20 protein-coding genes are annotated in these 18,439 nt (G+C 60.0%); 15 read left to right on the top strand and 5 right to left on the bottom strand.

Going from position 1 to position 18,439, the window contains the following annotated elements; genetic code table 11:
* Positions 1–38: 38 nt before the first annotated feature.
* The 3 genes from JCQ34_RS20265 (at position 39) to JCQ34_RS20255 (ending at position 1,852) form a co-directional block, all read left to right on the top strand.
* Positions 39–1,058, top strand: a complete 1,020-nt coding sequence (locus JCQ34_RS20265) for an ATP-dependent DNA ligase (protein WP_286404815.1) — start codon at positions 39–41, stop codon at positions 1,056–1,058.
* Positions 1,059–1,212: 154 nt separating this feature from the next.
* The gene (locus tag JCQ34_RS20260) at positions 1,213–1,545 is read left to right on the top strand and encodes a hypothetical protein (RefSeq protein WP_286404814.1); all 333 of its coding nucleotides are present in this window, start codon (positions 1,213–1,215) and stop codon (positions 1,543–1,545) included.
* Positions 1,526–1,852, top strand: a complete 327-nt coding sequence (locus JCQ34_RS20255; protein WP_286404811.1) for a hypothetical protein — start codon at positions 1,526–1,528, stop codon at positions 1,850–1,852. Before JCQ34_RS20260 ends, JCQ34_RS20255 begins: the two co-directional genes overlap by 20 nt.
* 272 nt (positions 1,853–2,124) lie before the next feature.
* Here the strand turns inward: JCQ34_RS20255 and JCQ34_RS20250 are convergent, their stop codons facing one another.
* On the bottom strand, positions 2,125–2,661 hold the full coding sequence (locus JCQ34_RS20250; protein WP_286404810.1) for a hypothetical protein: 537 nt from the start codon (positions 2,659–2,661) through the stop codon (positions 2,125–2,127).
* A gap of 181 nt (positions 2,662–2,842) precedes the next feature.
* Between JCQ34_RS20250 and JCQ34_RS20245 the strand changes: the two genes are divergently transcribed.
* The 7 genes from JCQ34_RS20245 (at position 2,843) to JCQ34_RS20215 (ending at position 7,612) form a co-directional block, all read left to right on the top strand.
* Entirely contained in the window at positions 2,843–3,799 is a 957-nt protein-coding gene (locus tag JCQ34_RS20245) for a helix-turn-helix domain-containing protein (RefSeq protein WP_286404808.1), read from the top strand.
* 392 nt (positions 3,800–4,191) lie between these two features.
* On the top strand, positions 4,192–4,584 hold the full coding sequence (locus JCQ34_RS20240) for a hypothetical protein (protein ID WP_286404807.1): 393 nt from the start codon (positions 4,192–4,194) through the stop codon (positions 4,582–4,584).
* A gap of 233 nt (positions 4,585–4,817) precedes the next feature.
* Positions 4,818–5,357, top strand: coding sequence for an RNA polymerase sigma factor (locus JCQ34_RS20235; RefSeq protein ID WP_286404806.1), 540 nt, complete (start codon positions 4,818–4,820; stop codon positions 5,355–5,357).
* Positions 5,354–6,022 (top strand): hypothetical protein, encoded by a 669-nt coding sequence (locus JCQ34_RS20230; protein WP_286404804.1) that lies wholly within the window; start codon positions 5,354–5,356, stop codon positions 6,020–6,022. The genes JCQ34_RS20235 and JCQ34_RS20230 overlap by 4 nt, the downstream gene beginning before the upstream one ends.
* Entirely contained in the window at positions 6,019–7,035 is a 1,017-nt protein-coding gene (locus JCQ34_RS20225; protein WP_286404803.1) for an ImmA/IrrE family metallo-endopeptidase, read from the top strand. The genes JCQ34_RS20230 and JCQ34_RS20225 overlap by 4 nt, the downstream gene beginning before the upstream one ends.
* 88 nt (positions 7,036–7,123) lie before the next feature.
* A complete protein-coding gene (locus JCQ34_RS20220) occupies positions 7,124–7,279 on the top strand; it encodes a hypothetical protein (protein ID WP_286404802.1) in 156 nt (51 codons plus the stop codon).
* Between the two features lie 63 nt (positions 7,280–7,342).
* Complete coding sequence (locus JCQ34_RS20215) at positions 7,343–7,612, top strand: hypothetical protein (protein ID WP_286404801.1); 270 nt, start codon at positions 7,343–7,345, stop codon at positions 7,610–7,612.
* A gap of 681 nt (positions 7,613–8,293) precedes the next feature.
* Here JCQ34_RS20215 and JCQ34_RS20210 read toward each other — a convergent pair.
* Together JCQ34_RS20210 and JCQ34_RS20205 are read right to left on the bottom strand one after the other, a co-directional pair.
* A protein-coding gene (locus JCQ34_RS20210; RefSeq protein ID WP_286404762.1) for an IS3 family transposase occupies positions 8,294–9,456 on the bottom strand; the annotation gives its coding sequence in 2 pieces (ribosomal slippage) (positions 8,294–9,175 and positions 9,178–9,456; 1,161 coding nt in all).
* Positions 9,457–9,680: 224 nt separating this feature from the next.
* Positions 9,681–10,262 carry a recombinase family protein gene (locus JCQ34_RS20205; protein ID WP_286404800.1) on the bottom strand — a complete coding sequence of 194 codons (582 nt, stop codon included), beginning with the start codon at positions 10,260–10,262 and terminating at the stop codon, positions 9,681–9,683.
* 317 nt (positions 10,263–10,579) lie between these two features.
* Here JCQ34_RS20205 and JCQ34_RS20200 point away from each other — a divergent pair, with 317 nt between their 5' ends.
* On the top strand, positions 10,580–11,191 hold the full coding sequence (locus JCQ34_RS20200; protein ID WP_286404799.1) for a hypothetical protein: 612 nt from the start codon (positions 10,580–10,582) through the stop codon (positions 11,189–11,191).
* A 932-nt stretch (positions 11,192–12,123) separates the two neighbouring features.
* Complete coding sequence (locus tag JCQ34_RS20195) at positions 12,124–12,546, top strand: hypothetical protein (protein WP_286404798.1); 423 nt, start codon at positions 12,124–12,126, stop codon at positions 12,544–12,546.
* Positions 12,547–12,571: 25 nt separating this feature from the next.
* On the opposite strand, the gene JCQ34_RS20190 is transcribed toward JCQ34_RS20195, so the two are convergent.
* Positions 12,572–12,796, bottom strand: coding sequence for a hypothetical protein (locus JCQ34_RS20190; RefSeq protein WP_286404796.1), 225 nt, complete (start codon positions 12,794–12,796; stop codon positions 12,572–12,574).
* Between the two features lie 638 nt (positions 12,797–13,434).
* Here JCQ34_RS20190 and JCQ34_RS20185 point away from each other — a divergent pair.
* Positions 13,435–13,692: a hypothetical protein gene (locus JCQ34_RS20185; RefSeq protein WP_286404794.1), complete on the top strand. Its 258-nt coding sequence runs from the start codon at positions 13,435–13,437 to the stop codon at positions 13,690–13,692.
* Between the two features lie 950 nt (positions 13,693–14,642).
* The gene (locus JCQ34_RS20180; protein ID WP_286404792.1) at positions 14,643–15,224 is read left to right on the top strand and encodes a recombinase family protein; all 582 of its coding nucleotides are present in this window, start codon (positions 14,643–14,645) and stop codon (positions 15,222–15,224) included.
* A gap of 487 nt (positions 15,225–15,711) precedes the next feature.
* Here the strand turns inward: JCQ34_RS20180 and JCQ34_RS20175 are convergent, their stop codons facing one another.
* A complete protein-coding gene (locus tag JCQ34_RS20175) occupies positions 15,712–16,098 on the bottom strand; it encodes a hypothetical protein (RefSeq protein ID WP_286404791.1) in 387 nt (128 codons plus the stop codon).
* 1,320 nt (positions 16,099–17,418) lie between these two features.
* On the opposite strand from JCQ34_RS20175, the gene JCQ34_RS20170 reads away from it, so the two are divergent.
* On the top strand, positions 17,419–18,360 hold the full coding sequence (locus JCQ34_RS20170) for a ParA family protein (RefSeq protein WP_141002401.1): 942 nt from the start codon (positions 17,419–17,421) through the stop codon (positions 18,358–18,360).
* Positions 18,361–18,439: the final 79 nt, after the last annotated feature.

Below are 18,439 nucleotides of genomic sequence, written 5' to 3'. Positions count from 1 at the left end.
ACAGACTTTGGTGCTGGTTTCTCCTTTAGGCTTGGCGCATGGCCGAGTCCCTTCCGCGGGCGCTGCAACCACCAGTCGCGGTTGCGCTGGCGAAACTCGTCAAGACCTTCCCCGGCCCCAACGCACTGCCCGGGGGCCTAAACGTAGAACCCAAATGGGACGGTTTCCGCACTACTGCCTCTAATGACGGCGGCACGGTGACGATGTGGTCCAGACAGGGCAAGGAACTTACCCGAATCCTGCCGGACGCAGCGGCTGCTCTCGCAGAGCAGTTGCCTCCCGGCGTGGTCCTGGACGGTGAAGCCGTCATTTGGAACCGGGGCCGGCTGGATTTCGATGCGCTGCAGCGGCGCATGGTCACCTCCAGGGCCGCGCTTCCGGCGGTGGCCAGTGAGCTGCCAGCATCGTTCGTGGCCTTCGATGTCCTGGCCGTCGCCGGGCAGGACACACGGGCTGTTCCGTTTAGCGGGCGACGGCAGCTGCTCGAGGAGCTCGCCCGGGACTGGGCGGCGCCGTTGCACCTCTCCCCCATCACCACGGACGTGGACCTGGCCAAGATCTGGCTGCGGGATCTTCCCGCGACAGGAATCGAAGGTCTGGTGTTCAAGGGTGGCGCCCAGTCCTACGAAGCCGCCAGGATCTGGTCGAAGCTAAAGCACAAAGATGTTTGGGACGTGGTATGTGCCGCCGTGATCGGGCCAGTCTCCCAGCCGCAGGCCATCATCGCCGGCCTTCCCCTAGGCGGCGAACTGAAGATTGTCGGTCGCTCGACCGCCCTGTCCACTAAGGTCCAGCGCGAACTGGGCCGATACCTCCATGCAGCCGGGCATGGGCATCACTGGCCGGAAGAGATCAGCGAGTCCTCCCTGAACAGATTCAGTAAGGACAAAGGCCCCGTGCGACTGACCTTGGTCGAACCGTTCGTGGTCGAAATCTCCGCCGACGTCGCCTGGTCCGGTACGTCCTTCCGGCATCCTGTCGGCTACCGGCGCTCCAGACCGGAGTTGGACCCTGCAAACGTCGGAGTCCCGCCTGAACTGAACAACAGGCACCGCTGACGACAGCGCTGCGGCGGGTTTCACCGCTGTGGACGCAACTTCCGGTGGATATAAACCCGGGCTTTGTCGTACCCCTCCCCCATCATCAAAAGCGGCGGCCATACCTTGGCCGACTTTGGCGTGTCTATTCGAACATATGTTCTAAGGTTGTGGTATGTCCTCCGAGAGTTTTGCGGCCGCGCTGCAGGCGCAGTACGCACGGCGGGCCGGCCCAATCGGGCTGACCGTGGAAGAGCTCGATTTCGAGCACTTCCCGGTCAAGAACGGGTTTCCGGGCATCCCTGTGAAGGCGTGGATCCGGTTCCCGAACTGCGCCGAACTGGTGGACGGCGAAGTGTTCGCCTGGACAGCGAAAGCAGCCGAAGTGACGTGGAAGGACGGCCCGGTCACGTACCGGACCTGGGTATGGAGCTCAGCGGTCACCCGCCGGGAGGAAATGATGAACAGGAATTTGGGAGAGCGGACCCGTGGCAAGAACAACAACTGACAAACCCCTCGACGTGCCGGTGCAGGTCCGGTTTACCGCCAAAGGCATTCCCCTGGCCGTCAGATATGACGACCGGATCTGGGCCGTAGCCGCCGAACCAGTGCGCTGGTTCACCCGCTCGGACTGGTGGAACTCCGCCAAACGGGCACCGGTCGGATGTGGGGACCTGGTCAGCATTGAGCACTGGCAGGTCCAAGTCCGCCTGACCTCCACTTCGGCGCTGCGCACGTTCGAGCTGCGCCGAGACCCCATGTCAGAACAATGGCTGCTGGTCGGCATCACCGACGCCGGCGCGGCCGCCGCCTAACGACGCCTCTGACTCATCGGCTAGCGCTCCCGAGGGATCCAAAGCGATCGCGATCCGTAGTGGATAGGGTTGTTTGAAGCAGTTTCCTGAATCCACGCGGCCTGGACACCAACTCGGACTAGAGGCGTGCAGCGCATAATCCTCTACCTGCGGAACGACTAAGGGAAAGCCAGGGAATATTGTTGTACACTAAACGTGAGCTTCCATCCTGAGGGGTGGAGGAAGTGAAGCCAGGACCCCCGCTTTTGTAACGGGACCTGGCTTTCGCGTTTCTAAAGATCGATTCGTGAAATCATGACGTCCTCAAGGATGGTTTTGAAGTAACGGGGCTCCCCGGCTTCCGCGTCCCCGATGGCCCCCAGGACTTGATCCGCGATCCAAAGCATCGGGTCCTCTGAACCTCTCATCCAATCGACCCGCAAACCCACAGGCAAGGCGCCCTTGCCCCTGAGCTTGGGGATCAGCAGTCGATCGCGCTGGTTCAACGATTGGGTCCGCGCTTCAAAAGTCACACTTGTGCCGCCCAAGTCCTCTACCTCCCAGCAGAGCCTTTCGATGCACTTGGCGCGTGCCCGCTCCTGCTTCCTCGGATCCAAGGGGCTGGCAACAACAACAATATGGTCCAAACTCAGCGAAGCGACGGCTTCCACGGACAGCATCTTGGCGCGGGGTTCCAGGTCCCGCCAGTGTAGTTTCGGCCCCTTCTTGTGGATCCCGAGCATAGCGTCGCGGGCACGGGCGGCCGTGGCCTCATCGGCGAGAGCGGCGCCAAGCATGTACATAGGCGTTGGCACCTTGGTAAGGCGCATGCTTTCGTCTCCCCAGGCACCGATGTTCTTCGCTTCGCCTCCCGCGGGCCCACCCATAGGCTATGTGCCCTTCCTCTTCAGCCACGCCCACCTCAGAGCAGGCTTCAAACCACCATCGAGATTACCATAATGTGTACCAATGGGTCGCCTATTCGTATATTGTGTTTTTATGACACAAAATATGACCGAGATCGGTCGAAGGATCAGCGCCTTCCGCAAACGAGAAGGCCTATCAGCCCAAGACCTGGCTGATGATTCCGGTATGTCTCGGTCAGTCATCGCCAATATCGAAACGGGCCGCCGCGAAGACATTACTGTCACCGAACTTATGGCCCTATCCCGGGTCCTGAGGGTGCCCCCCGTGGCCATCCTCTTTGACGTCACACGCCCGCTCGCTCCCGTACCACCTTCGAGCGACGGTCAGCCCGACATCATGCCCATGAGGACGATAGATCTCGTGGATTGGTTTGCAGGCACTGACGGTCCGGAGCAGTGGAGCTATGACCGGACCTCCATGGAGGAAGAACTCGCCGCCAACGGACCAGCCGTCATGCCAATGACCGGCTTAGTCCTGGAAGCTACCTACAGCGACAGCGGTTGGGACGCGATCAGACTCCTGACCGTCGGCCGGCAGCTTCGCACCGCCAGGGAAACTCACGCTGAGCTGATCCGGGACTTCTCATTTGATGTGAAGACGGGCCGCTTCGGCTGGGAGCCAAGCTCCGACGAACATCGACAGCTCATGGACGCTGTGGAGGACCTGGTCGACATCGAAGCCGCCATCCCGTTGGAGGTATTCGTCAACAATGTCAAAAATACCGCCCCCGAAAAAGCGTCGGAAGCCGAATCGGCGGTACGGCGTTTGCGGTCATCCGCCCAAGACCTTCGCCGCTTCAGGGGCCTGCTGAAATCCTTGGGCGGAGACGCCACCGAATCCCCCGTACAAAGAGGCGACCAACACCTGTTCCCGTCTTTTGGCCGGGAACAGGTCCTCACTCTCTGGACAAGAATGAAATTTCAGTTCATGAGGGACCTCGTCGAAGGCAACTTCAATACCCGGAAGCACCGAACATACGATCAAATCCAGAGGGCAATCAAGGCCGGAAAACTGCATCTAAAACCAGAACAGACGGACTAAAAGCAGGCGCAGCGGCGCCGAGATGAAGCCCTGTCCTCAGGTCCTCCCACCGGATTGTGCCCTAGCTGATAAGGTCCACCAATCGGTGCAGAATCTCTACGCCCAAGGCTTGCAAAAGTCCCTTCATCAGAGGGGCCACGACGACACTCACAGTTCGTTGTTTCTTTGCGGCCCTGTGGCGGGGCTCTTTCATCTGACTCATACCAACGAACATGCGTAGATTTTTGTACGACGGGGTGGGAAGGCGCTTTCGAAGCGACTGTCCCACGGCCTTGGAGCCGGAACACCGTCCTGGTCCATATGTGGCGACGGCACAGGCGCCACCCGGGCCGCCCTCTGCCTGGCGCCGCAGCCCCTTATGGCAGGCAGCAATAGAGCCTAGGCTGACGTCCGTGGAGGACACCGATAACGGCATCTTTGCTCGAGCACTGCGATACGAGTTCATCGGCGGCGGCTACAGCAACTACCGGTTTCAAGCCGGCACTCCCTGGCTCCGCTTCGTCGTCACGCCGGAGAAGCTGGAGTTCCACGGCCGCGGCCTGAACCTGTTCCGCATCGGCCCCTGGATAGTGCCGCGGAGCGAGGTCAAAGAGGTCTTTTCCAAGCGCCGGCGGCGCCTGCTCCCACCCGTCGTCTGGGAGGTCGAGATCGTCACCGCCGACCCCAGCGTGTGGTTTACCTTCTGGTCGCCCCACGATTCCGGCCCGGTACTCCTCTCGATGGAAGAGTGCGGCTATCCCGTGGACTGGACTCCGCACAACTGGGCAGGCCTGCCGATCGAGTGACCGGGCGAAGATGTACTCACAACCTCGTCCCACTCCCTTGGTGCCTAGTCGCGCTTACTCCCTTGGTTTCATGCTGCGCATTGTGCATGGGCGCGCCGTGGTCGGAGTCCTGGCGGACAACGCACGGGTGAAGCCGCCGCTAACCTTTGTTGGAGGTATCTCGACTGCTGGTTGGAGGGGGACATGCCCATGTTGTTTCGAGAAATAGCGCCGGCGCTGGAAACGCTCTTCTCATGAGTAAAAGTGCACACGTCGGACCTGACCTTGCCGCACTGTATCTGCAGCATAAGGATGCGATGTACCGGGTCGCTGCTTCGGTTCTCCGTGAGGCAGGCTTGGTTCATTTTGCGGCCGATGCCGTTCAGGATGCCATCGTTTCCATGATGACCTCACCACCATCAGGGATCCGCAATTGGGAAGCCTTCATGGTGAAGGCCGCCAAATGGAAGGCAATCGACCGGATCCGTTCAGCGGCCGTAGTGCACGCAGGACCGGAGTTCTCCCCCACAGAGCATGATGGAACGACACCTGATGTGGCTGACGACGTTGTCGAGGACCTTGAAAGGGTGCGCAGTGCGCGGGAAGTTCAGAAAATCCTGTCGGTACTCGACGAACGGCACCGTACCGCGGTATGGCAGGTTATTGCGTTGGAGCGCCCGCGAAATGACGTGGCGGCCGAACTCGGAGTCACGGGTCCACGGGTGAGTCAGATGACGAAAAGATCCCTGGACCTACTCCGGAAGGAACTGGAAAGAAAGGAGGGAACGCAATGAACGAAGAGGACTACGGGCGTCTGTTGGACCGGCTGATCGAGGATCCGGAGCACCGGACAGAGATTCTGCAGGAAGTGGACATTGACACGGAGGAGCAGAACGAACTTGCCTCCTTGTTGAAGGCCTCAGACGCGGTTTGGCTATCCGCGCACGGCGCTCCCCCACTTGATCAGGACCCTGTCGCCGCCATGCTCGGGCTCGTCGCCGACCCTCATATGACGTTGGATTCCAAAGCCCTGGCCCGTCATCGGAAACGAGCACGACTTACGGTGAGCGACGTGGCCGCCCGGCTCTCAGAGCGTGGCTGGAATGTTCAGGCAGGCGATGTGTTCCGATGGGAAAGCCGCTCCGCCCCGGACGTGCCCCCGGCAATGATCCAAGCAATCGCAGGGGTCCTGGCAACCTCCCCGGAGCTTATTTCCGTCCGGCAGGCCGCAGCCGAGGACCAGTTCGCTGCGGTAAGGAACACTGCCCGGTTCCAGAATCTGGTCAGCCGCTGGATGACGGCGTTGGATCTTTCACGCTCCATGGCTGTGGCAGCGCTGGAGGGACGGATGGTGGCAACGGTCCACCGCGGCGAAGAACCCGACTCAGAGCAATTACTCGCGGCACTCGATGTGCTGGTCGAGGCAGTAGAACAATCCCGGGGAACGGACACAGCATGAGGTTGGAAGACTGCGTCGATAGCGTCATTGGCCAACTAAGCCCCGATGTTCGAGTCCGTTTCGCCAGCGCACCTGCGGCGACCATGGAAGCAGATTTGGGCCTGATGGTCAGGGCCGTTGAAAGTCTCGCTTCCCGTCGGTCTGAAGGCGGCGCCTGCGACGGGGTGTCCTTCCTGCAGGACGGGGTAGTCCTCTACGCGCCGACGGCAGCCAGTAAACGCCAGAACTTCACCATCGCCCACGAACTTGGTCACTGGCTCGTTGAGAAGACTCCGGGTGTTTACGACTGGATCGCTGATCAGGATGAACCTGGGCCCGTGCTCGAAACGATCTGCGACAGAGTCGCGCAGCGTTTACTGATCCCCGAACTTGTTTCCGCCGCGACCATCGGAACCGGGCCGTTGCGCGCCCAGCACCTCATCAGCTTGCATGACAACACACACGCCAGCCGGCCCGTATGCGCCATCGCACTGGCAAAACACCTGCCTGGACTTGGAGCGGTCGTCCTTATCGATCGATACACCCACTCGGTGGCCCACGCCAGTGTCAACCCCAACCCGGAACGCGGATGGCCGAAAGTCTTCCCTTGGCCCGGCCAGGTCCTAGGCGATTCCCATCCACTGCTGCTGCTTTCGCCAGGGAAATCCACAACAAGGCGCCTTTCCTGGCGGACCCCGTGGGGAGATCAAGCCGACTTCTACGTCAACGCAATCGGCGAAGACAATCGGGTGATCGCAGTCTTCTCCGACACCGATATATGGAACGCAGTGACGTTTCACCCCACCACCGGGCGCGAGTTCGATACAAGGGCAACGCTCAAAGGCTTCTGCTGCGGCACGGGCTTCGAGATGACGGGCTACCCTTGCCCGTCATGCCGAGAGCCCTACTGTCCCCGCTGCAAACACTGTAAATGTCAGCGTCAGATCCTTCGTGAAGTCGCCTGCACAGCGTGCTTCCTTCAGTTCCAGCCCCACCTTCTTGTCAACGGCCAATGCGAGGACTGTCGTTCCTGACGTGCCCTAACCTTTCGGTCAGCTGCCTCGACTACTAAGTGAGAGCCCGCAAAGCGCGGAACAACTCTCCTGAAGAGAGGTAACAGCAATGGCGACGAACACCGGCAAGGGACACCGCACGGGCGCTGTAAAGGGCCGCAGCGAATTCAAGCGCGGCACAACCTGGTTCAAACGCGACACCAGCACAGGCCGCATCCTCAACGGCAGCCCGAAGCAGCACAAGGGCGTACGCAACGAAAAGTAGCCTCAAAGGCCGGCGGTCGCAGACCGCCGGCCTTTGAACCCCAACTAACAGAAAGAAATCACCATGAGTGCACTACTTATTTCCTACGACCTAAACAGCCCCGGGCAGAACTACACCGACCTTCACGATGCGATCAAATCCCTTGGAGGTTGGTGGCACTACTTGGACTCGACCTGGCTAGTGTCAACCGCCCTAACCCCCACCCAGGCATCCGCGAAGCTGAAACCCCTGATGGACACCAATGACAGGCTCCTCGTCATCGATGTGACCGCCAAGACCAGGTCAGGCTGGCTCCCCAAAAGGGCTTGGGAATGGATGACAAAGCACATTTAGGAAGCGATGCCCGGCCATGAACCGCTACCGCTGAACGCCCGTCCCATGGCGGAAGCCAGAGACTGGCCCGAAGACCGCTGCTACGTCCCGAAACCCCTTAGTCGTCCCCGTTCGGGCAAGCACGACCAGGCAGAGAACGAATGGCAACAACCGCTTTGAAAACCAAACGATGGCAAGGCCAAGCGAAAGGGACAGAAGTTCCGTGGTCATTTAGGCTCCTATTGGCAGCAGGGAATAGGTGTTTGCCTAGTGCCGCCGTGGAGCAAGAGGTTGCTGAAGGGCGGCCTTTGGCTCCGATCTCGCTTCGGAAGGGCCCCTTCAGTAGTCATCACCTTGAGCAATTCAGGTCGCAGGCCTACCACGCTGCTCAGCCCCCTAGGAAGGCCACCGATAAATAATCTGCTACGGACCCTAGGTTGGTGTGCCCTAACAGTGCTTTGATCCTGCCATAAATGGGCCGGTTCTGTCAGTAGCACGACTGGGACTGCCCCAACGAGCGTAGTGAATCGTGGAGTCGACCACGACCCGCGAGTCGAACGGCTTTGTTGTGGCCCGGGTGACAGTTAGCGCAACCGCGAACGGCTCCTAGGTGAATCTCAACAAACGATCCTTTATCAGGAGGGAAACAGCCAGCTGGTGGGACTGCTGAAGGTTTAGTTGACAGCTGGGGTTGATAATTTCTTACGCGGCTGAGGCCGCGTTTTTTATTGTCTCAAACTCGATGGGTGTCAGCCGGCCGAGGGCGCGTTGACGGCGTTTGCGGTGGTAGCTGCGTTCGATCCAGGTTGTGATGGCGAGCCGGAGTTCGGCCCGGGTTTCCCATCGTTTCCGGTTCAGGACGTTCTTTTGCAGCAGGGAGAAGAACGATTCCATCGCGGCATTGTCACCGCATGCTCCTACCCGTCCCATTGATCCGCTCAGCCCGTAGGTGTTCAGGGCCAGGACGAACTTTCTGGATCTGAACTGGGACCCTCTGTCCGAGTGGACCACTGTGCCGGCCGGTTTCCTGAGAGCCACGGCGTGGTCCAGCGCGGCAACGGCCAGAGACGCTTTCATCCGCCCGTCCATGGAGTACCCGACGATCCGGTTCGAATGCAGGTCCTTGATCGCGCACAGGTACAGCTTGCCTTCCCCGGTGTGGTGCTCGGTGATGTCCGTCAGCCATTTCCGGTTCGGTGCCGTGGCGCTGAAGTCCCGTTCGATGAGGTCATCGTGGACCGGAGGGCCGGCCTTGAGCGCTGAGCGGCGCCGGCGGTGGATCACCGAGAGGATGCCGTTCTGGGAGCACAGCCGCCAGATCCGGCGTTCACTGGCCACAGGGCCGGGTCCGGCGTTGATCTCATCGGCGATGAACCGGTAGCCGAAGGCAGGATCGTCGCGGTGGTGGTCGATGGCGGCGTTGATCAGGTGGGCTTCTTCCCAGTCCCGGGCGGGCACGGGGTTGGCGGCCCACTGGTAGTAGGCCTGTCTGGAGAAATTCAGTACCCGGCAGGACACTGCCACGGGAACCCTGATCGGGGCGTCCCTGGCAGCCAGCTCGCGGACCAGCGGGTACATCATTTTTTTGGATTGATGTCCCGGGACAGATAGGCCACGGCACGGCGCATGACTTCAGCTTCCTGCTCCAGGAGCCGGATGCGTTTATTGGCCTCCCGCAACTTCGCGGCGTCATCAGACACGGCCCCGGACTGCACGCCATCTTCTCTGTCGGCAATCTTCATCCAGCGGTGCAGGGCAGCAGGTGAGACCCCGAAATCCTTGGCGATCTGGGTGATGGGCGCTTCGCCCTTGCGGGCAACCGCCACGACATCGCGGCGGAACTCTTCGGGAAAGGCTTTGGGCATGAGGAACATCCTTCCACCCGCAAGGATCAAATCCTCACAGGCAAAGTGTCAATCAAACCTTCAGCAGTCCCGGTGGCGTCGTTAGCCGAGCCGTTCAGTCAGCAGAATACCTTTGCCTCAACAACGTGTCTCACGTGGTTTTTCTCAACAGAATACAAACGCTCCTTTGATGAGGTCGCTACGGTAACCCGATCTCAGCCAGCGTGCGGGGGCTGCTAGGCGGGTTACGATGCGGCTTCTGGAATGTCGTTCCTGTTAAGAGCCCGAGTGAGTGATGAAACGCTGACGCTGAGCCGGTCCGCCGTTTCTTTCAAAGTCTTTCCTTCGTTGCGCAACTGCCGGGCAGTTTCCAGTTTCCCTGGTGTCATCGACCGAGGGCGGCCGCCGAGCCGGCCTCGCGCTTTCGCTGCGGCCAAGCCGGCCTTTGTTCTTTCCGACAGCCGTGATCGTTCATATTCGGCGAGGGAAGCGAACATGTCAAAGATGAGCTTGCCGTGGGCGCTAGTGGTATCCAGCCAAGGTTCTGCCAGGGAACGGAAGCCTATCCCCCGCTGACCCAGCACAGTAACAATGTCCGCTAGGTCGGAGGTACTCCGACCTAGCCTGGTTAGGTCCGCAACCAGCAGCACGTTGCCGGGCTGCAGGTAGTCCAGGCATTCCTTCCATCGTGTCCTTGCTTGGGTGGCGCCGGATGCGTACTCCTGGAACACACGCACGGCTCCTGAAGCGACAAGTGCGTCCACTTGCGAATCCAGTGACTGCCCGCGGGTGCTCACCCTCGCATACCCGATCACGTTGCCGGACACGTCAAAAACCCTCCCCTTACTCTTTTGACCGATTTCTTTTCGGCAACCAGTTTTGACTAAGAGGAGGAGTACTTTTTCGACCTGTGTGTCAGTTTCCGAAGTCGTCTGCACGAATTTCCAAAGTCGTCTGCACAGCCCGGGTGACTATGTCAACCTTTTTGACCCCAGCATGACGGTTATTTCTGGCCCCACTGAGGAACTTTGGTTGCCCTGTTCCCGCGGGTACCCTGCGGTGATGGATCCTTCATGTACCACTGCATAGACTGAGGCGCCGTCCTGTACTTCCCGCCCACGACGCGCTGGCGTAGCGTGAGGGCATGGTGGAGCAGACACGGTGCCATCCACTCGGACTGGTTCCTTTGATCCTGCTGCTGGCCGGATGCACCGGCGGCGGCACTCCGGCGCCGGACGCTCCGAGCGTCTCCCCGCCTTCGTCGTCCACGGCCCCAACCTCCGTCAAGGCACTGCCTCCGCCTGCCGGGCACTACGAGGCGGGATGCCTGCAGGGCCAGACCGACGCTGCGGGGTTCAGCCCATCCGGGGAAAGGCTCTTCAACGTCGATCCGCTGTTCATCAGGGACAACTTCTCCCAGACCAGCGATGGCACAACGCAGCTCATGAATGGCGTTCAATGGATGAAGAATCCGTACTGGCTGCGTGCCGGGCAAACGGTCACCGTCACCGTGGCGTCGGAGCAGCAAAAGACCGTGGGACTCGTGGCCGAGTACGGGGCGACGGAAGGCAACACGTCCGTGACCTTCACTGCGTGCCCGCCAGAGAAGACCCCGTACACCTGGTGGCCCGGCGGCTTTCTGGTCCACGGAACGGAGACCAGGTGCATCAGGCTGAGCGTGGAGGTGGCGGGGGCCGAGGGGGCCAGAAGGCCTGTCATCCCCGTGGGTTCCGCGCCGTGCCCCACGTCCTGGTGAGGTCTGAAGGATTCCGTCAACTATCGCGCCTGTGCTATTGCAAGTGCGGCAAGGTCGCGGGTAACGCGCTGGACTTCGTGCTCCCGGCGTGCCGAACGCTGGTTTTGTTGTACTAGGCGAGCTCTAGCTAAAGGTTTGTTTGGTGGGGTGGGAACAGGGATCCGTCCCCGCGGGGGAACCTCGCTGGAAGCTTCCTCGTTCCCCGGCATACTTGAACTCATACGCCCCCCTTGACGTCGCTTCCGGAAAGGCTCTCGGCCTTGCCCTTAGCAATCAGACTAGAAAGTCAGCGGCGACGACTGAAGCGACCCGCCCGTCAGTGAGGACCTTCTTGTTCCAATCTTGAGTCTGGCCACTCCACATCCCTGTACGTCATACCAACTGTGACGACGTACGGAATGCCCCCCGAGAGACTTTCAGTAGCCCGCGGAAGACAGCCGCCTGCATCGACGAAGATTTCCCGTTACTCTCAGCCTTGGGGGTAGCTGGAGTAGCGGGGCGTTTCACCATAACAGAGCGCACTCTCGGATGACTGGGACACGCTCCGAGCAACTGCGCCCAAGTGGTTACGATGTTTGAGAAACGGGGATGTCGCAGCTACTGAGTGCCCGATGCTCAACGCGGCGCTGACCGTCCGGGCGCCTGCTGTTCTCTAGCCCTGGAGGAACGATCATCCGGAGACAAGGAGGAGACCGCTTTTGGGGATCCCTCGCCCACCAGCCGCAGTCCTACCCGACACGGCCGACACGAGACTGCTAATTGAGCTGACAAGCCACGCGAATGACCTCTCTGAAGCCGCGCACGCCCTGGATTGCGCACTGACCTCAGGAGAGGACTCAGCGCTGTGGATACCGCTGACCTCCCATGCTGTCACGGCCTATATCCGTCCCTTCATAGACTCCAACGTCCGAACCCGCCTGGACAAGATGTCAATGGTCCCACCCATTCCCGCGCACCTCCAAGCAGTGCATGACCTCATTCGGAACTACCGCAACACCACGGTCGCGCACTCACAATCGACACTGGTGATGCCATTGCCGGTAGCGATTCTCGATGACCAGGGAAAAGGCGTCGATGTCATGGGTGTTTCTCTCACCCACCAGATGCCGTTGGCCCTGGCTGAGGGTCTCAGCGACCTTATCGGAACCGTGGAAGACATCGTCGAGGAGGCAACGCAGCCGGTGCTTGACCGGTTGCGGACCTGGCTCAAGGGGCAAGACGCCACCGCTATCGGCAGCTGGCAGCTACCGGTGATCAACGAAGCCCTCGACGCGGATTTCACCTCTGCTCATCGAAGAAAACGGACCCCCCAGTTCACGATGTATTGGCGCACTTGGGAGCAGGAACGCCCGTAATGGCACTTCTTCGGAACTAGGCCGGTCACTCGTCGTGGAAGCGCCAGCCTCCGTCCTTTGTGAAGGTCGCGATAGCTGAACCCTGACCGAAGGCGGGTTTGGGGTCAGGTGAGAAGAGCAAAGCTGCACTAATGCACTCCAGACCCCGCAACGCGTTTTTTGCCTTGGCCAGGGCGTGAACGAAGTCCAGGCCGTCCACCGTGAAGCAGCCCGCACTCACGTCCGTTAGGTATTCGAGGAAGTACGGCATACCGAAAGCCTGACTGCTCGGCCCGTTCCCAGCTATGGTCCAAAGACCCGGCTTGTTGAACCAAGATTCCAGGGTGGGATCTAGACCTCAGGTGCAGTACGAAACCTTCCTCCACGGGAAGACGCTCTTCTTGGGTCCGACGGTGCCCCGCCCACCGTTAGACGGCAGCTTTGGAGGCTGGGGCCCATAAACAGCTCGTCGCCGGACCGGGAAACGCGGCCCCTAATCAGCAGATTAGGGAGCTGTAATGCTCCTTGGGAAAGACAGAGGATCCTAGGCTGGACAACAAGGTTACATTTGGTTTTCCCGGGGACAGGTTCCTGGGTTAAGTTGTGGCCGGCGTCGAGAGGTCCTGAGGAGAGATATCTCTGGAGACTCAGCGGCCACCCCCAGCCGGCGCCGGCCACCTCCATGGCGCCGGGCGGCCTTGACCAAGCGCAAGAGCCATCAGTTAAACCGAGTCCGGCGACGCGCAGCACTGGGTGCGGTGCAGAATCCGTGGCACGGCCACTTATTGCGTTGCTTTTCGGTCCCGGATCCTTGTCCCTCCTCTAAACAGCTACAGTGTTGCCGGAGGCAGCGTGGCTTCAGGACCTTCTGCCATCAGTTTCTGCTGTGTGAAGGGAAGGAGGATAGCCGTGGAGTTCGCTCGCGTCGTGGGTTTCCTTTCAGACGCCCTGCAGGACCGGCCCGGCAGCGTACGAGGCCTCAGCCCCGATGAGCTGTATGGTCTCTACATCAGCTGGTGCCTTATGAACGATACGATCATCGAGTCTCCAGAAGCCCTGTGGGACGGCTTGAGAGCGTGGGGCATCGACCCTGCGAGTAACCACCTGGCCATGAAAGGCCCTGTAGCCGTGGACTACATCATCGCCAGCGCCCCCAGCATCCTTTAAGCGGCTGTGGTGCTTAACGGCCCAGGACCTCGTCTACGACCCAGGAAAGAATAAGAGCGTCATGCCTGCCCGGATCTAAAAGACCATATAGGTAGGCTTCGAACTCAACAGAATCAGCATCCCCACCCTTGGCAAAGTACTTCACCCAAAGGTCCGCGACACTGACAGCGCTGCACTCAACCAACGCCAAGGCAGCAAAACGTGGGTCTTTCATGACGGCTCTCCAGTACTACCGCCTCAACGCCCGGGGCGGCCAGATCATCACGCCCTGGCCCCACTGTAGGAGTCAATACCAGTCTGGAACAATCCCTCTCGACGGTCACCCCCTGCAACCCTAAAAATCACAGAGACTTGGCCCCGCCCCGTGCTGCAAAATCCGGTTGATTTGCGAGGTCATAGAGGATCTCCTTGCGATGAACGCAGGCTAAAAGACCCAGCCAGTAAAGGAAGCCCCGCGCCCCTCCAAGGGCAGGCATTCGTTCGGTCATCAGGTTTGCTCGGAACAGGGGGTGGAGCCGGCGATGGCTGGGGAGGCATTCGTGGTCTCAGCCGAATGCCCTCACCGCCGGCTCCTGCCATGACCATACGGACTCTGCCTGGTTCCTTCCCGCGTAATCGGTACGCGTTTCCCAGTAACAAGGTACTCGGGTCCCTGCCTCAGTCCTTCACATCGATGATGGGTTGACCAACCTAAACCTTGGCCAGCGCCTGGGCGCCCGCCGCTCACTACAACGTTGACGATCCATTCTCGAAAACGAAGGATTTCAAGAACGCATCGAATTGAGAATCGCGGGCCGGCTCGCTTTATCGCAGTCACGCGACGCCCTGGCGCGGAAAACTGGCTCGATGATGAAATCCCGACAGCCCCGCGTCGGCTCTCACAAATAGTTCTCAAAACGGTACAGTCGATCTAAGACCCCGAACCGAGTTTTGAGAAGAGAAAGCCCCTAATGGCCGCACACCGCATCGGCTACGCCCGGGTCTCCACTCGGGACCAAAACCTAGACCTGCAGGCCGAAGCCCTGAATGAGGCCGGATGCGACAAGATCTACAAAGACACCATCAGCGGCACCAAGTCCCAACGCCCCGGTCTCGACCAGGCGCTGGACAACCTGCGCGACGGTGACACTCTGGTGGTGTGGAAGCTGGACCGTTTGGGCCGGAGCGTGAAAGACCTCCTGGACTTCGCCGGCGGACTGAGCGACCGCGGCGTCGGATTCATCAGCCTCACTGACGCCATCGACACCACAACGGTCTCCGGACGCTTCTTTTTCAACGTCATGGCTTCCCTGGCCCAGATGGAACGGGAACTCATGGTCGAACGCACGCAGGCCGGCCTGCAGGCCGCCCGCCAACAAGGACGGGTCGGCGGCCGCAAACGCATCATGACGGATGCCAAGATCCGCTCAGCCCGCAAACTCCTCAAACAAGGAACACCGCCACGGGAGGTCGCCGACACCCTGGGAGTCTCCGTACCCACCCTCTACCGATGGGTCCCGGCAACCGGAGAACCCCAGGCGCCAAAGAAGTAGTTCCGGCAGCTTGGTGCAGAGGACTATTGAGCAAAATGCAGTCTTGTGCAGGGCACTTCTGACATTTCAATGTCCATACTCGTCTGCACAACCCCGGAATTCCGCGGGCGCTTGTGCAGCCGAGTTGTGAAAACGACACTTTGCGTGAAACAGACAGACGCGAAGCGTCCACATCCGGAAACTACTTCTTCCACTTCTCACCCAGCGGAAGTTCGGAGCTCTGAGGAGCCCCGTTACTCACTCCAATAAGTCATCTGAGCGTGAGCATTTCCCGGATGTCTTAACGCGACAGAAGCAGTGCCCGTCTTCTTGAGCCACAGCAACGTGCCTCATAACCTCAGCGTCCCGAATCGCTAGGACTGCGAGACACCCGGCCGCCTCCTGCCACGACCTGATTCCAGGCCGAGCAGGCTCGCCCGGCCCGGAGGCTGCTGACGCTGGAAAGGTGAAGGGCGTTCCAATAGGTAGCCCCTTCACCTTTTCTTTGCTAGCGCTTGGGCGCGTACATCTGACCGCGTGACGCCTCAAGCTTTATCGCATCCCATTCAGACGCGAGGAAGGTGATTTCTCCCCACACATGAACTTCCGGCTTTGCTCCGGAGTCATCGAGCTTGACCATGAGGTTTGACACTTCAGCGCTCGGGATCTTGTCGTGGAGTAGGTTCACGCCCTTGTTGACGAGCATCTGCACGTTACCTTCAAGCGAGTCCGCGACTTCCGAATCCGAAATTAGCTCCATCCAGCTTGCGTCCCAGAGCATGCCGCCGTCCGCTCGTTCATCGAGACTGAACCTGACCACGCCTGCAAGCTCTAACGGCAGGACGATTGTGACATCGCCGCTGATCGGCGTCTCGCGCCTCGAGAACCATCCCATGTAGTCAACCCCCCAGAATGCTTTGTCAGTTACTGGATGCTACCGCACCGACGATGTCCACCGAGAGGGAGTCATCGACGATAATTGGTGCGTTGTGGGCCCGAGGGCGGGCCCAATGAAGGCGGGAGCATGCAAACCCCGAGATGTGCCCTATTACGGCTTTCATCCTCGCAGCCCCGCCGCCGGTTTAGGTGTTCGTTCCGTAGGAAGCACGCGCAGAGACGTTCGGCCATGGGCGCCCTGCTGTGAGGGATCGGCAATTGAGCGCCAGGGGCGACATTTAGCGCTGCAATAATGCCGCCATTTACCGCTGCAATTCACAAGCTGAAGAATTGCCGCTCTGCCAGCCAACTCCGGCGCGTCCAGGAACCCCTCTCGGAAACGATCGTTATCAACCCGCCCCGGATCCCCTCGGATCAGCTAAACACCTGCGACCCCTACTGGTCGTCTCCCCCTGGGGTCCGAAGAGTGGCCTCAGAAATGGCCGTATTGCGGCCAGCGTAGGCAGTGTCAGCGAACCGCTTCGCCGGTCGTACGCCCGTCTAGCGCTGAGGCACACAGTCGGCCCTGGGTATGGCAGCAGCAAATTGCCTAGTTAGTTTTCTAGGCGAGGAAATCGCTGAACGATTTCCCCGTCCACTAAAGATGTCCCCTCAGCGGCCGTAAAGCGACGGAGTTCTTGATGGGCCACAAGGCAAACTTTCCTGCTTGCGCACGGCTCAGTGGCATGGCCGGGTTAAATCAGCCGCTCCCCCGCTCCCGTGATCTCTGCCCCAGCTAGGATGAACTTATAGTCACCACCGAAAGTCCGCCCTAGCGGGAGACCAAGTGATGCATCAGACTCCATACGCCCTCATGCCATAAGGCGTGCCATACCTACTATTGGATGAACTACGGTTTGGAACGCCAGTTAGCAAGCCTTACGTGGTGCCTTTGGGTCCATTACATAAAAGGCACACCGGCACGCCATTAGGTATGTAGTTGTCGCCGTAAGTAACCAAGCTAGACCTCCAATGGGGACTGCCACGAGCGACCACGCAGGAGGGGCCATGGGACCACTAATTGATCCCATAACCACTTGCACAATTTCACGACCAATGGCGAAGCACAGGAGATGTAGGACGGTATTCCACACGCGAAGGCGCACACGAAAAACGGCACGAAGTCCTGCCATGCCCAAGACGTGCAGTCCAACCAGTCTTTCTGCTCTACGCAATATGTCCGCTCTTATGCGTGTCACTGCCAGCATTCATGGACGACAGCACATAGCGTTGAAGGTAGGAACAAATCCAACCCATCAAGTAGGAGAGTCGTCGGCCGATGGTACGATCGCTGCAAACCCCCGCACCGCCGAAGCCCCAGGCAACACGCGCAATTGACCGCGTCATCTCTCTGGCGAACGGCAAAGGGGGAGTCGGCAAGACCACCACCGCAGCTAACGTTGCCGGGTACGTCGCACTGGCTGGCTCCCGTGTGCTGCTGATTGACCTTGACCCTCAAGGTGACTTGGCCCGCGATCTCGGATACGACCGGCAAACCGGGAGGGAATTCTTCCAGGCCTTGATAGCCGGCACGCCGCCGATGATTTTGCGCAATGTGCGGGAAAACCTAGACGTCATCCCGGGCGGCCAGGACCTCGAAGACATCCAGGGACTGATGGTGTCCCGCTCCAGCCGCTCGGACGCCGGCGACTTCGGCGACATGCTCTACTCCGTTCTAGCCCCACTGGCGGACGATTACGATCTGATCCTGATCGACACCCCGCCAGGGGAGCGAATCCTCGTAGAAGGCGCCTTCGCAATCTCCAGTGCAGTCGTTATTCCTACACGTTCTGATGATGCGAGTATCGACGGTGTCGAACGCGTCGCACGCCGCTTCATGGCTGTACGTGACAGGAACCCGTCGCTGCAATTGGCGGGGATCGTCCTATTCGGTGTCGGCCCGCGCTCCATGCGTCTCGAGCGCAGCGTTCGAGATACTTTGGAAGAGATGCTCGGCACCGTCGCCCCGGTCTTCGCAACCCGCATTAGGAACCTTGAAAGCGCAAGCGCGGACGCACGCCGCAAAGGCCTCCTCTTCCATGAGCTTGAAGGTGCCGTTACCGACGCTCAGAAAAATCGCCTGAAAGCGCTCCGGGCGGGGGAGAGGCCGACAGACGGTTTCTTCTCACGGAATGCAGGGGGACTCGCAGAAGAGTACGAGCAACTGACAGGCGAAATCCTCGCCCGACTGAACGAGATCGAAAGCGGGAACGAAGCATGAGCGGCCGACAAAGCCTTGCCGGGGCATTCGCACCTGTAGCGCCTGCCCGAGGTGCAGCACTCCAAGGATTGTTGCCCTC

It is taken from the genome of Pseudarthrobacter defluvii (assembly GCF_030323865.1).
Classification (GTDB): Bacteria; Actinomycetota; Actinomycetes; order Actinomycetales; family Micrococcaceae; genus Arthrobacter; species Arthrobacter sedimenti.
Note: the sequence above shows the minus strand (reverse complement) of the source record. Positions and strands in the feature narration are given on the sequence as shown.

Coding starts and splice junctions, on each gene's coding strand:
- JCQ34_RS20265 (WP_286404815.1), top strand. CDS start 39: ATGGCCGAGTCCCTTCCGCGGGCGCTGCAACCACCAGTCGCGGTTGCG.
- JCQ34_RS20260 (WP_286404814.1), top strand. CDS start 1,213: ATGTCCTCCGAGAGTTTTGCGGCCGCGCTGCAGGCGCAGTACGCACGG.
- JCQ34_RS20250 (WP_286404810.1), bottom strand. CDS start 2,661: ATGCGCCTTACCAAGGTGCCAACGCCTATGTACATGCTTGGCGCCGCT.
- JCQ34_RS20245 (WP_286404808.1), top strand. CDS start 2,843: ATGACCGAGATCGGTCGAAGGATCAGCGCCTTCCGCAAACGAGAAGGC.
- JCQ34_RS20235 (WP_286404806.1), top strand. CDS start 4,818: ATGAGTAAAAGTGCACACGTCGGACCTGACCTTGCCGCACTGTATCTG.
- JCQ34_RS20230 (WP_286404804.1), top strand. CDS start 5,354: ATGAACGAAGAGGACTACGGGCGTCTGTTGGACCGGCTGATCGAGGAT.
- JCQ34_RS20225 (WP_286404803.1), top strand. CDS start 6,019: ATGAGGTTGGAAGACTGCGTCGATAGCGTCATTGGCCAACTAAGCCCC.
- JCQ34_RS20220 (WP_286404802.1), top strand. CDS start 7,124: ATGGCGACGAACACCGGCAAGGGACACCGCACGGGCGCTGTAAAGGGC.
- JCQ34_RS20215 (WP_286404801.1), top strand. CDS start 7,343: ATGAGTGCACTACTTATTTCCTACGACCTAAACAGCCCCGGGCAGAAC.
- JCQ34_RS20200 (WP_286404799.1), top strand. CDS start 10,580: ATGGTGGAGCAGACACGGTGCCATCCACTCGGACTGGTTCCTTTGATC.
- JCQ34_RS20195 (WP_286404798.1), top strand. CDS start 12,124: ATGGTCCCACCCATTCCCGCGCACCTCCAAGCAGTGCATGACCTCATT.
- JCQ34_RS20190 (WP_286404796.1), bottom strand. CDS start 12,796: ATGCCGTACTTCCTCGAATACCTAACGGACGTGAGTGCGGGCTGCTTC.
- JCQ34_RS20180 (WP_286404792.1), top strand. CDS start 14,643: ATGGCCGCACACCGCATCGGCTACGCCCGGGTCTCCACTCGGGACCAA.
- JCQ34_RS20175 (WP_286404791.1), bottom strand. CDS start 16,098: ATGGGATGGTTCTCGAGGCGCGAGACGCCGATCAGCGGCGATGTCACA.
- JCQ34_RS20170 (WP_141002401.1), top strand. CDS start 17,419: ATGGTACGATCGCTGCAAACCCCCGCACCGCCGAAGCCCCAGGCAACA.